This window comes from Cecembia lonarensis LW9 (genome assembly GCF_000298295.1).
GTDB classification, from domain to species: Bacteria; Bacteroidota; Bacteroidia; order Cytophagales; family Cyclobacteriaceae; genus Cecembia; species Cecembia lonarensis.
In genome coordinates, this window is record NZ_AMGM01000029.1 from 35,176 (window position 1) to 49,439 (window position 14,264).

Genomic DNA, 14,264 nt, shown 5'->3' on the forward strand with positions numbered 1-14,264 from the left:
TCGCAGAATTCATATGATTTCTGCGATTATATGCCTTTGCCCGACATTTTTAAAGTTTAACTCACCAACATCCCCGCCCCCAGCGCCGTCCCCAGAGCAAAATCCGTGGTTTCAATACTGATTCCGGGCAGTTTATCCTTGAGTATCTCCACAAAAATGGGATTAGCAGTGAAACCTCCGTAGATATAGTTTTCCTTTGGGTAGTGAAATTTAGGTTTCAAGGAAGGAGGCAAGGAGAAATACCTCCTAAGCTTAGTTTTCTGATCCATCAGGATAACTGCTAATTTGAAAATAGGGAAGAAATCCTTTTGGATACGGCATCCTTTACCCTGAAATATAAAAATAGAAATTTTAATTTTCAGGGTAAATAATTAATTTTACTTCATGATTAAACGAATGATAACTGAGGAGTTGCTCGGGCTTATTTCATTTTTCCCGGCAGTGGGACTCCTAGGCCCTCGGCAGGTTGGAAAAACCACTTTGTCAAAATTGCTGGCAGATAAAATCAAGAAAGAAATACTGTATCTGGATTTAGAGCTTCCGTCTGATTTAGCAAAGCTAGAGGAACCGGAGTTATTTCTTCAACAATTCAAGAATCATTGTATTGTTATTGATGAGGTGCAGCGCAAACCCGATTTGTTTCCGGTCCTAAGGGCATTGATAGACCAGCATCGCTTGCCGGGAAGGTTTATGTTACTCGGGTCGGCTTCGCCTGAACTTATCCGTGACAGTTCTGAATCTTTAGCCGGTAGAATTTCTTATAAGGAGTTAAGTCCTTTCAATCTTACTGAGGTTTTGGACTTGTTCCAAATGGACCAACACTGGTTCAGAGGTGGTTTTCCAGATGCTTTGCTTGCACCTACTGATACTTTAAGTAAAAACTGGGTCAGGAGTTTTATACAAAGTTATGTGGAACGGGAACTTCCCATGCTTGGCCTACAAGTATCACCTGTACAGATCCGGCGGTTTTGGTCTATGCTGGCACATCTTCAAGGCGCATTGTGGAATGCAAGTACCCTCGCAAACTCCTTGGGCGTAACCGCTCCTACCGTAAAACGATACCTTGATTTTATGGAGCAGGCATACCTTGTGAGAAAGTTGCCTGCCTTTCACAATAATGCCAAAAAGCGACTGGTCAAAGCCCCTAAAGTATATATTCGCGACAGTGGGATTTTGCATCACCTTGCCGGTATTTTTGATATGGAACAACTGCTGGGACACCCACTGCTGGGAGCATCTTGGGAAGGTTATGTCATAGAACAGATCAGTCAGGTAATCAGTCCGGACATTGAAATGCTTTTTTACAGGACTCATGAAGGAACGGAGTGTGATCTGGTGCTTAGAAGGGGAGCGAGAACTTTGGCTTGTATTGAAATAAAATTTACTTCTGCCCCCAAAGTAAGTAAAGGCTACCGCATCGCAGTAGAAGATTTAGGTTCTTTGAAAAACTTCATCATTACCCCTGCATCTTCCGATTACCTTGCTGATGGCCAAATTCGTGTTTGCAACCTCAAGATTTTTTTAGCAAAGTACTTGCCGATTATAGAAACTTGAAAGGGCCTTTTATATTTTAGTCTGCCTCTCAAAATTTACCATTTCGAGTACAGATCACAGAAATTTTTAACTCATTCTTTTACCGAAGAAAACTAGAATTGGAAATTCTTTTTTCTGAGCTCGGTACCGAAAGACAGGAAAAGAAAGACTACTCGATTTCCTTTAATCATTCACCAACATCCCCGCCCCAAGTGCCGTCCCCAAAGCAAAATCTGTGGTTTCTATACTGATTCCGGGCAATTTGTCCCTGAGCATTTCCACAAAAATCGGATTGGCATTAAAGCCTCCGTCGATATAGAGTTTTTTGACCTGAGTGCTGCTATTCAGGACCAGGGAAAGGGATGCCACTTGCAGGTCAGTGAGTTCATGGATAAAGCTGTAATAGGCATCTTCGAAATCTGCAAAACCTTTCCAATCGGTTGCTGCTGCCTGCGTCAAGCCATAAACTTCCGGCTTGAGGTATTCAAACCTAAACCGTTTACAGGTTTTGGATTTGGCTTTATCGTAGCGCTCCTTTTCAAAAGATAATGCTTTGTAGTATCCTTTTTCCAGTTGGAAATGCACATAGAGTTTTTCGATCTGTACTTTGTGTTCCTCCCCTATAAACAGACGGCTGATTTTGATGGGCCGGCCTTCCTTGCTGAGAAAGTGCAGGCAATCCTTGCGGAGCTCGTCCAAAGTCAATGGGGCATCATTAAAGGGATTGATACTAATGGCCCAAGTACCTGTGGACAATAGGGCAAATGGTTCGGAATTGCTGGTCAGATAAGGCAATAGAGCAGAGGAAGAATCATGTACTCCCACACCTACACTCATGCTGTGCCTGTCAAAGGTCTTGGCAAAACTAGTCGTAGTATCCACCACCTCTGGTAATATTTTGTCGATCCCCTCGGCTTTGACCCAATGGTGATAATCTCCTTTGGCAAAATCCCATAAGCCTGTATGACAGCCTATGCTGGTATATTCAGAAACTATCTTTCCTGTAAAAAGAAATGAAAGGTACTGGGGAAGGTGAAGGCTGCGGTGGATTTTCTTAAAGATGTCAGGTTTGGCATATTTTAGCCAGTATAGCTGGAGGCCGGAATTCAACATGCCTAAAGCTGGGGACGAGGTTTCCTGGCTGAACTTTTCAGCGGGGCCGTATTTTGCATAAAACTGCGCTAAAATATCCTCCGGATACTTTTTTAGGTAATTGTACAGGGGTGCGACCGGATTTCCCATTTGGTCAATATGTACAAATGAAGCCCCATAGGTGGTGAAATTGAGTTTGATGATAAGAAATTGAGGCAGGGATAATGCTTCTTTTAAGGTTTGTCTGACCCATTGGGTCAATGCCTGAATGGATTCACAATCTTCACCGTCTTCATCCTGTATATAATCCAGGCGATGATACACCTTATAGACTTCCTTCAATTCCTGGTCAAAGAGAAAGAACTTCTTATTGGTCTTTCCAATATCAAATATGGCAGTTACTTTGATGGGTTCCATGTTACAATCCGCTGGCTTTACTGTCTTTGCCTCTTTCTTTGATCAGCGTTTCCCTGACTTTCAGTTCCCGATAGCTATGAATGGGGGTAATGGCCCCTCCGCTTTGGCGGATAGATTCTCTTACCAAAGGTCTGAGGTCAGTTCTAAATGCATCCTGTAAGATTTCCTGAGCGAAGGTCACATCATGTGAAGCTTGTGCAGCATGCAGGGCAATTTGATCCACGATCAAAGCCTGGGCATAAGCCAGTTTGATGGCTTCTACGGATTGTAACAAGTCCTCCAAAGGATCTTTCAAGTTGTGACTGGCATCAATCATCCAAGCAGGAGAAGGATTTGCCGTTTCTTCAAAACCCGAAACCAGTTCATTGAAAATCAGGAAGAGTTGGTAAGGTTTGATGCTGCCCACGGTCAGGTCATCATCCCCGTATTTGGAATCGTTGAAGTGAAAACCACCTAATTTCCCTTCTGTCATTAAAGTAGCCACAATCTGCTCAATATTGGTGTTGGGCAGGTGATGGCCCAGATCCACTAAAGTAAAAGCTTTGTCCCCAAGTTTATTGGCCAACAAAAAGGAGGTGCCCCAGTCTTGGATCACTGTGCTATAAAAATAAGGCTCATAAGGTTTGTACTCTACCAGCATTTTCCAATCTGAAGGGAGTTCTTTGTAAATTTCCTGTAAAGACTCATAGGTACTTTGCAGGGCTTTACGGAAACTGTGTTGGCCGGGAAAAGAGGAACCATCTGCTAACCAAACTGTCAGGGCCTTTGAACCCAATTTTTCTCCGATTCGGATCACTTCTTTATTGTGTTCAATGGCCAGTTCCCGAATGGTCTGGTCATTATTGGAAAGGGAACCGAATTTGTAGGATAGGCTTTGGTCAGTCCGATCCTGAAAAGTATTGGAATTGACCGCATCAAAACCGATTTCTGCTTCTGCAGCTGCTTGAAGGATTGCATCATAGTCCTGGGGGATGTCCCAGGGAATATGCAGGGAAACTGAATTGCTTGATCTATTCAGCGCATGGAGGATACCTATATCCTGAATTTTTTGGATCAGGGTTGCGGGTTCTCCACCTCCTGAGAAACGGCCAAAGCGGGTTCCTCCGGTGCCCAAAGCCCAGGAAGGGATGGCGATCTGGAAGGCTTGCAGTTTTTGGATAAGCTGTTCAACATTAATTCCTTTTTTCTCCAGGTTTTCAGCGAGGAAATTGAATTCCCTGGCATGGGAAACTTCTCTGGGTTTATTGGTGAATTGGATTTGGTCGGTGGTTATTCTCATAATTTCTTTACCACAAAGGCACGAAGTGGAGTTGGGTTGTTGTTTTTTATGGCCACAAAGGCACGAAGGCACGAAGTGGATAACGGTTATTGTTTATTGCCACAAACCTACCTCCTCGTAGGCAGGGGTACGAAGTGGGTTCTGTTTTAATTTGAATTTAAGGAATAATTTGGAAGAAAGCCTTTCCTTGTCATTTCGAACGAAGAGAGAAATCTAATTCTTCTTCAAAGGTGAATAGACCTCTCCTTTGTCCCCGCCTGCTGCGGGCAGGCCCGCCTGAACGGAACGGGCAGGGAGGTGACAAGGCAAACTACTTAGCATTTGCTAGCCTATTATTGATGGATAGCTATTTGTTTTTACTTCTCCTTGTCATTTCGAAGGAGGAACGACTGAGAAATCTAAATTTTTAGCCTATTACTATGGAATTAATGGACTTCTCACTGCGTTCGAAGTGACAAGGACAACAGTATGGATATAGCTAACCTAAATCTGATAGTTTGGCAATTACCTTTACCTGCCTTAGCGTCTTAGCGCCTTTGCGAGTACCTTAATTACCTCACAAAAGCCGCAGCAACACCCCCATCTACATTCAATATATTCCCTGTGGACTTGGGCAATAGACCTCCGACAAAGGCAAACACCCCATTGGCCAGATCCTTGGTGCTGATGATCTCATTCATCAAAGTTCGCTTGGCGTAGTAAGCCGGCAATTCCTCCACGGTTACGCCATAGGCTTTTGCCCGGCCTTCAGCCCATTTGCCTTCCCATATTTTAGAACCTTCAATCACCGCATCAGGATTGACCACATTGACCCGGATTTTATCAGGACCGAGTTCTGCTGCGAGTAACCTTGACATGTGGATTTGGGCAGCTTTGGCGGTGCCATAGCCCACATTGTTTGGTCCGGAAACCAATGCATTTTTAGAAGCAATATTGATGATGTCACCACCCATTCCCTGAACCCTCATGACGGCCACTCCCACTTGGGAAACTTTGAACTGACCCTTGACCAGGACATCATTGAGCAAATCCCAGTCGGCCTCTGTTGTGTCTGCCAAAGATTTGCTGATGGCCAATCCAGCACAGTTGACGATGATGTCAACTCCGCCGAATGCCAGGCAGGCTTCCTTATAGGCTTGAGCAATCGTATCATTATCCAACACATCGAGTTTGACGGCGATGGCGATATCTTTTCCAAAATCTTTTCTGGCATTGGCAATGTTCTCTTCATCAATGTCAGAAATCACCACACAGGCACCCTCTGCCGCGAATTTATCCGCGATGGCCTTACCAATTCCTCCGGCACTTCCGGTGATCAGGGCCACTTTTCTGGAAAGTGCTTTTTCTTTGGGCATGCGTTGGAGTTTGGCCTCTTCGAGCAACCAATACTCAATATCAAAAGCTTCCTGAAGTGGTAATGAGACATATTCCGATACAGCCTCTGCTCCCCGCATCACGTTGATGGCGTTGATATAAAATTCTGAAGCTACCCTTGAAGTCTGTTTATCCTTGGCATAGGAAAACATTCCCACTCCCGGCCAAAGGATGATCACCGGATTAGGGTCACGTATAGCAGGGCTGTTGGAGCGTTTGTGTTTTTCGTAATAGCCTTTGTATCCTTCCCTGTATCGGGCAAAAAGCTTTTCTATATGGCCTTTCAAAGTAGTCAGGTCAGAAAGATCCTGATCAGCAGGGATATCCAATACCAACGGGGCAATTTTCGTCCTTAGAAAGTGGTCTGGGCAAGAGGTCCCCAGAGGTGCCAGTTTATCCAGGTCGTGGGAGTTGATAAACTGCAGTACTGTCTCAGAATCATTGAAAGTGCCCACCATGCGGTTATAGCTGGAAGCCAAGCCTCGCAATAAGGGAGCGATTTTGGCTGCCTGATCTTTCCTTTGAGCGGGCTCCAGTGCTTTCACTTTCTCTCCTCCAAAAACTGGTCTCTTTTTACCGTAATTGGCTTCGAGGTAAGCGGAAGCTTTCTCGATCACCTCCAAACTATTGATGTAACATTCGTAAGCAGTATCTCCCCAGGTGAACAGGCCATGTCCGCCCAGCATGATGCCTCGGATACCCGGATTGGCCTCCAATGCATCTCTCAATTGCAATCCCAGATCAAAGCCTGGTCTTTGCCAAGGCACCCAGGCAATCTGCCCCTCAAAAAGTTCTTGTGTGATTTTCTCTCCATCTTTGGATGCCGCGATGGCAATGGCTGCATCGGGATGCAGGTGATCGATATGTTTGAAGGGTAAAAAGGCATGTAAAGGCGTATCAATAGAAGGGGCCTTGGAGTCCAGGTCGTAGATGCAGTGGTTGAAAAGTCCTACCATCTCATCTTCATGCTCAATCCCTCCGTAAATCCCTTCAAGCGAGCGCAACTTGTCCACATAAAGCCCGGCTAGACCTGCTTTGGTAAGGGTTCCTATATCTCCGCCGGAACCTTTTACCCACATGACTTCCACCTCTTTTCCGGTCAGGGGGTCTTTTTCTATAGTTTTACAGGATGTATTTCCTCCTCCGTAATTGGTAATTCTTAAGTCAGCGCCCAAAATATTGGAACGGTATATCAATAAAGCAACTTCGTCATTGCCCAAGGCCGCGGCTTTTTCATCGTCCCATAGATAGGATACGTGGTTAAAGGTTTGAATAGTAAGTTTCATCATAAGCTTGTTTTAGTTTTAACCAAAATTATTTGAAAGATAAGGACTTTCTGTCCTGTACTTTACTGATTTAATCTTCTCATTTTAATAAAATTCATCATTTGATAGGATTTATTGAAAATACTTAATCAAAACTTAAAAAGTTTTATAAAAATCAAACATTTCTATAATTATGTAAATGTAGATTTCAATTCTTTCATTTGCTAGTGAAATATTATTCTATACCTCAAATTATTAGAATTTAATTTTTTTTTAGTTACAAAAACAAAATAATTCTCAGCACAGTACAGGATACTTTAATTTTTCTGACTTATTAATTTTAGAAGGTGCTCCTAATAATATTGGGGATAAGCTAATAAAGTCAACATAAAATCCAATTTAACTATGAGAAAAGAATACGGAAAATTTCGAAAGAAATTAAGCCAATGGAAAGTGTTCTCAATACTTTCCTGCTTATTGGTTTTAATTAGTGTACATTCTTATGCACTTCAAGATAGGATTGTTACTGGTAAAGTACAATCTTTGGAAGAAAACGAAGCACTTCCTGGAGTATCAATCATTATTAAGGGTACTAATATTGGAACAGTAACAGACATAGATGGTAACTTTAGTTTGTCGGTTCCTTCAGGAAATAACACTTTGGTATTTTCATTTATTGGCTATCTAACCAAAGAAATTTCAATTGGAATAGAGTCAAATTATAATATTTTTTTAGAATCAGATACAAAAGCCTTAGGAGAGGTCATTGTGACAGGATATGCTATACAAAGGGCTGAGGAAATCACAGGCGCGATTGAGACTTTAAATGTTAAAGATTTACCAAACGCCCCAGTTGCAACTGTTGGCCAAAAACTTCAAGGTAAACTAGCAGGCGTAAGAGTTACACAAACTTCAGGAAGGCCTGGACAAGGTTTGAACTTTCAAATTAGGGGAGCTTTTTCTTTTACGGGTGGTTCACAACCTTTGTATGTGGTTGATGGAATGCCTATAGAAGGTGATATAAGCTTTATTAGTCCAAATGAAATAGAAAATATAACAGTTCTTAAAGATCCAGCGGCAGCATCTTTATATGGGTCCAGGGCTGCTAATGGGGTAGTCTTGATTCAAACTAATAAAACTGAGTTTAATAGGGAAACACAAATTTCCTTTGATTCATACTATGGTTTTGAGAATATTCCTCAAGGAAGAAGACTTGAAATGATGAATGCAAGGGAATATGCTCAATTTCAAAAAGAAATAGCAGAATTAAACGGACGTCCAGTTAACCCCGCTTTTCAAAACCCAGATCAATTAGGGACGGGAACAGATTGGTTTGATGCTATTACCAGAACTGGAGCTATCCAGAGCTATAATTTTGGAATCAGCCAGGGAAGTGAAAAGTTTGCTACATCTGCTAGTTTGGGTTATTTCAATCAAGAAGGAGTGGTTGTTGGAACGAGTTTTGAACGTTTTTCTTTTAGAATAAACTCTAGGTTTAAACCTAATGAAAAGCTTAATATTGGATTAAATTTTGCGCCGACTTTAACAAAAAACACTAATTTTAATACAGATGGTTGGCCTTATGTTACAGAAAACATAGTTTCTTCTGCTTTAATTACAACACCCCTTGCCAATCCTTTTAATCCAGATGGAAGTTTAAGTCTTATTGCTACTGATCCTGCTACCTTTGGAAATCCTAATTGGTTGAGGGTAGCAAAAGAAAAGGTATTTGAAGATGATGATTTTCAGTTGTTATCCAATTTATCGATAGATTATGAAATAGCTAAAGGCCTAACGGCAAAGACAACAGGTAATTTTCAGATTGGGAATAGGAATATTTTTGAATTTAACCCATCTACTATTGGAGTTCTTTTTATCCCTCCTCCTAGAATTCCATTTGGTTCAAATAATAATGTTAGGTTCACAAACTGGTTAAACGAGAATACCCTTAATTATGCTAGGGAGATAAATGAACACAAGTTTGATGCATTGGTAGGTTTTACTGCACAAAAAGCCAGAGCTGATGGATTAACAGTATTTGGGAATAACTTCCCAGATGATAAAGTGAGAACTTTGAATGCTGCTGGGATACTTCTTGTTGATAGTAGTGTTGAGGAATGGACGTTATTGTCCTACTTAGCAAGAGTAAACTATCAATTCAAGGATAAATATCTATTTACAGCTTCTATTAGAAGAGATGGTTCCTCTCGCTTTGGTGAAAATAACAGATGGGGGAATTTTCCAGCCGTTTCTGCAGGTTGGATTATCTCGAAAGAAGATTTTTGGAATGAAAATGTAATAAACTTTTTTAAAATTCGAGCGAGCTATGGTCTTACAGGTAATTTTCAAATAGGTAACTATACCCATAGATCCACAATTGGAGAAGTTTTTTATCCATTTGCGAATGTTCCTACAGCAGGAAGAATTCCCAATAATTTAGGTGATCAAAGATTGGGCTGGGAAAATAACAGACAATTTAACTTAGGTGCCGATATTAACTTATGGAATGATAGAATTCAGCTTGCTTACAATTATTACGTTAGAAATACAGATAATTTGCTTTTTGATGTGGAAGTACCCGTCTCTTCTGGATTTAATTCCATCCAAACTAATATCGGTGAACTTAAATTCTGGGGACATGAGATTGCAGCGCAGGCAGCTGTCATAAATAAATCAAACTTTAAGTGGAATACCAATTTTAATGTTTCTTTTGATAGGAATAAAGTCGTCTCTTTAGGTAATCAAACTAACATGCTCCCCAGCGGAATCCTTTTATATCAATTTAGAAGTCATATGTCAATAGTAGGACAACCTATTACCCAGTTTTATGGAGCAATTCAAGATGGGGTTTATGTTGACCAGCAAGATTTCGATAACTCTCCAAAACATCCATCTTCACAAGTGGGAACTGTTAAGTTTAGAGATCTAAATGGAGACGGAATTATTTCTTTTCCTGAGGATATGACGATAATTGGTAATCCATGGCCTGATTTTGTATATGGGTTTACAAATCAATTTAGCTATCGGAATTTTACCCTTTCAATGGCAATTCTAGGATCATTTGGGAATGATATACTTGCTTTTTATGAAAACTGGGCAGCGAATTTGGACGGAGTATTTAATGTCCTTAGAGATGTAAATGACAGATGGAAATCCCCGGAAAATCCAGGAGCTGGAAAATTTGGGAGCGTTCAACAAGGCACGACATTTCTTGAGAGGGATAGATGGAATAGTCGATTTATTAAAGATGGAAGCTATTTGTCTTTGAATAATTTAACGATTGGTTATAATCTTCCAATGTCGGGCAACTCAACTATTAAAAGGCTTTATTTATACAGCAGTATTCAAAATGCTTTATTTATTACAAATTACCCTGGTACTAATCCAGAGGTAAATACGCAAAGATTTGGTTCAACTGCTGCAAACCAATCAAGCATTGGAAATGTACCAGGGGTAGATGAAAACTCCTACCCAATTCCCAGAACTGTTAGCTTTGGAATAAGTGTTGGTTTCTAAAAAAAATATAATATGAGAACGAAAATTAGAATAATAATCATAATGCTTGTATTAACATCATGTAGTGATTTTCTAGAAATATTACCTGAAACAAACATTACCCAGGAAAATTTCTATCAAACTGAAAGTGATTTTTTACAAGCTATTACTGGTGCTTATGCACCTTTACAGACATTGTATAATCAAGATTGGCAAATGACAGAGTTCAGGTCAGATAATGCCCATTTTGTTTTGAACCTTGGGAACAGAGGAAATCAACCTAGAGAAGACCTCGGGACATTTACTGTAGAAACTAATAATGAAATAGTACTTAATAAGTGGTTAAACAATTACCTTATTATTTCCAGGTCAAACTTTATTATTCAGAGTATTGATAATGCTGATTTTAATGGCCAATCAAAAACCTCTATCAAAGGCGAAGCATATTTTTTGAGAGCATTTGCTTATTTTGATTTATTGAAAAATTTTGGAGGTGTTCCTTTGTTTATCGAACCACCTACATCATTCTCTGAAACATTTAAAAACAGGTCAGGTTCATCTGAGATTTTAGATTTAATCTTATCAGATATAAACACTAGTATTCCTTTATTACCAGGGAAAAATAACCAAGTTCCAGGTAGGGCAACAGTCAGTGCGGCATACATGTTATTGGCTGATGTCTTAATGAGCCAAAAAAGATGGTCAGAAGCAGAGTCGGCTTTAAGAAACGTGTTAAATGCTGGATATAACCTTTTACCGGTATATGATGAAATCTTTAAACCTTCCAATGAAGGTAATTCAGAAATCATTTTCGAAATTTACTTTGTTGAAGGGACTTCTCAACCATTATTTAGCACTTTTCCATATCAATTCCTACCTGAGTTAGACGATCCAGCAATAATTACAGGAGTCTCACCTGCAGCTAGAAATGGAGGGGGATCCTTCAATATTCCTGTCCCAGAGCTTTTGGATCTTTATGAAGATAATGATTCAAGATATGAAGCAACAATAGCGTTTTTTTCAGGTCCCTCTCCACTACCAGGGGTGATTTATGATAATCTACCTTATATTAAGAAATATCAACACCCACATGCTATCCCTAATCAAACAGGTCAAAATTGGATAGTTTACAGATATGCTGAGACCTTACTAAATTTGGCTGAATGTCTTTTTGAGCAAGGGAATAGCAATGAAGCACTTTCCTTAGTTAATCAAATTAGAACAAGGGCAGGATTACAAGAATTAAACTCTTTAGATAAAAATACTCTTTTGAATGAGCGAAGAATAGAATTGGCATTCGAAAATAAAAGGTGGCAAGATCTTGTCCGTTCAGGTATAGCTGTAGAAGTGATGAATCAGTTTGGTGAAAGGATTAAAGCTAACCCTCAAGACTATTTTTATCCAGAAGGTTCTGGACCTTTGCCAAACATGTTCAATGTTTCTCAAGATTATTTACTATATCCCATTCCTGCTTCAGAAATAATTTTGAACCCTAATCTTACTCAGAATCCTGGATATTAAGATTAATTAATATTTAAAAGGGGTAGTGAACTTTTTTTATAAAGTTCCCCCCTTTTTTTAATGCCAAATTGGTTGAAAATGAAGAAGAAGGAATATTATTTTAAAATCAGTTGTTTAGGATTTTTTATTTTTTGTTTAACTCAATTACCGCTATATGGTCAAAATGAGGAAAATGTTTTGTTTGCAGGAAAGACTGAAGTTGATGTTTTTATTGATGGTTATTTAAATGAAGACTTTTATAATGAATTATTTTTTTATAGTGATTTTGACCAGTACTTTCCTTTTGATACTTCTAAGTCAGTAACTAAAACCGAGGTTGTTATTTTTTATGATGACAAAAATTTATATGTAGCAGCAAAAATTTATGATAAGGACCCTGGAAAACATGTTTCTATGTCAATGAGAAGGGATTTTCCTACCAATAATGTTGATGCATTTAATGTTATTTTAGATCCTTTCAATGATCAAACAATTGGGTTTTTGTTTGGTGTAAATCCTTTTAATGTTCAACGAGAAGGATTAATTTCCAATGGAGGAGGTCTTCCAGAAGATGTAGACTTTTCTTGGGACAATATTTGGTATTCGGCTACTTCAGTTCATACTGATCATTGGCAGGTTGAAATATCAATACCTTTCAAAACATTAAGATATAGAGAAAATATTATGGATTGGGGAGTGAATTTTTTCACTTCTGACACCTACCGAAATGAGCTATCAGTATGGAATAGAGTTCCAAGGCAATTCGAGTTAATCAATTTAGCATTTACTGGGAGATTAACTTTTGAAGGCCAATTAGGAACGCCTGGGAAAAATATTTCATTGATCCCATTTGCTTTAGCAAGTGACACTAATGATAATTTAGCCCAAAAAACTAGAAAGAACTTTTCAGTTGGAGGAGACATCAAAGTAGCATTAAGTTCATCCACAAATTTGGATTTGACAATAAATCCAGATTTTTCCCAAGTAGAAGTAGATCAACAACAAACGAATCTTGACAGGTTTGAGCTTTTTTTTCCTGAAAGGAGACAGTTTTTTTTAGAAAATGCAGATTTATTTTCAAATTTCGGACTTAACAATGCGAGACCTTTTTTTTCGAGAAGAATTGGAGTAACTATAGATTCGGCAACAGGTCAAAATGTTCAAGAAAAAATCATTGGAGGTGCCAGATTGACTGGGAAATTTGGAAAGAACTGGAGACTTGGTATTCTTAATATGCAAAGTGCTTCTGATGATTTATTAAGCTTACCTTCATTAAATTATTCAGTTTTTTCCCTGCAAAAAAAGACTTTCCATAGATCAAATATTAATTTCTTCTACGTAGGTAGACACCAGTTTAATTTTCTTGAAAGCGATCAACTTAATAGTCGAGAAGGCCAGAATTTGGCGGGGGTTGATTATAACCTAGCTTCCAGAGACGGAAAATGGTCGGGAAAGTTTTATTGGCATCAATCAATGAAAGAAGGCGGTTCCACTGGTTATTCCCATGGAAGTACCCTTACATATAATACGCTGAAATTTTTCGCAACATGGACACACCAATTAATAGATAATGATTTTGAGGCTGTTGTTGGGTTTGTTCCTCGAAAAGATTTTTTCAGAATTAACCCTATCTTCGGTTTCAATTTTTTTCCAAGATCAAAAATAGTAAACAGGCACCAAATTTTATTCTCAAATAATTGGATCTGGAATCAAACTTGGGGGTTAACTGATTATAATTTATCTTCTTCATGGATAGTAACATTTCAAAATACATCAATTTTTAATTTTTCTATTTTAAACAACTATGTGAAGCTATTTTTCCCATTTAACCCTACAGGAAGAACTGATCAGCAATTCCAGCCGGGAGATGAATTTGTACAAACCGGTTTTTTAACTTCATATCAGTCAGATCTTAGAAAGCCATTTTTTTTCAATATTCAATTAATTAATGGAGGTTTTTTCAACGGAAATTTAAGTCAGGTTTCAGGTAATTTGAATTTTAGATATAAGCAATTTGGGAGCTTAGGGTTAAATTATAATTTTAATAAAATTACTCTCACCGAAGGGTTTTCAGGATCTGATTTAATTCTCTTTGGTCCTCGAATCGACCTTACTGTTACAAATTATTTATTTTGGACTACTTTTATTCAATATAATAATCAATTTGACAATTTAAACATCAATAGTAGAATTCAATGGAGATTTAGACCAGCTTCTGATGCTTTTTTGGTATATACCAACAATTATTTTCCTGAGAGTTTAATATCTAAAAACAGATCGCTAGTATTTAAATTTATTTATTGGTTTAA

Annotated in this window: 8 protein-coding genes; 4 read left to right on the top strand and 4 right to left on the bottom strand. The window is 38.9% G+C overall.

The window, feature by feature from the left end; all coding sequences use genetic code 11:
- Positions 1–56: 56 nt before the first annotated feature.
- The gene (locus B879_RS10495) at positions 57–269 is read right to left on the bottom strand and encodes a hypothetical protein (protein ID WP_009185154.1); all 213 of its coding nucleotides are present in this window, start codon (positions 267–269) and stop codon (positions 57–59) included.
- 115 nt (positions 270–384) lie between these two features.
- Here B879_RS10495 and B879_RS10500 point away from each other — a divergent pair, with 115 nt between their 5' ends.
- Entirely contained in the window at positions 385–1,554 is a 1,170-nt protein-coding gene (locus tag B879_RS10500) for an ATP-binding protein (RefSeq protein ID WP_009185155.1), read from the top strand.
- Between the two features lie 162 nt (positions 1,555–1,716).
- Here B879_RS10500 and B879_RS10505 read toward each other — a convergent pair whose 3' ends face one another.
- The 3 genes from B879_RS10505 to B879_RS10515 all read right to left on the bottom strand — a co-directional run bounded on the left by B879_RS10505 (position 1,717) and on the right by B879_RS10515 (position 6,981).
- Entirely contained in the window at positions 1,717–3,042 is a 1,326-nt protein-coding gene (locus B879_RS10505; protein ID WP_009185156.1) for an FGGY-family carbohydrate kinase, read from the bottom strand.
- A gap of 1 nt (position 3,043) precedes the next feature.
- On the bottom strand, positions 3,044–4,321 hold the full coding sequence (locus B879_RS10510) for a sugar isomerase (protein WP_009185157.1): 1,278 nt from the start codon (positions 4,319–4,321) through the stop codon (positions 3,044–3,046).
- A 551-nt stretch (positions 4,322–4,872) separates the two neighbouring features.
- Complete coding sequence (locus tag B879_RS10515; protein WP_009185159.1) at positions 4,873–6,981, bottom strand: bifunctional rhamnulose-1-phosphate aldolase/short-chain dehydrogenase; 2,109 nt, start codon at positions 6,979–6,981, stop codon at positions 4,873–4,875.
- A gap of 384 nt (positions 6,982–7,365) precedes the next feature.
- On the opposite strand from B879_RS10515, the gene B879_RS10520 reads away from it, so the two are divergent.
- The 3 genes from B879_RS10520 to B879_RS10530 all read left to right on the top strand — a co-directional run.
- A complete protein-coding gene (locus tag B879_RS10520; protein WP_009185160.1) occupies positions 7,366–10,476 on the top strand; it encodes a SusC/RagA family TonB-linked outer membrane protein in 3,111 nt (1,036 codons plus the stop codon).
- Between the two features lie 12 nt (positions 10,477–10,488).
- Complete coding sequence (locus B879_RS10525) at positions 10,489–11,976, top strand: RagB/SusD family nutrient uptake outer membrane protein (protein WP_040400450.1); 1,488 nt, start codon at positions 10,489–10,491, stop codon at positions 11,974–11,976.
- Positions 11,977–12,054: 78 nt separating this feature from the next.
- Positions 12,055–14,264 (top strand): DUF5916 domain-containing protein (locus tag B879_RS10530; protein ID WP_040400455.1); only part of this gene is annotated, 2,210 nt, incomplete at its 3' end.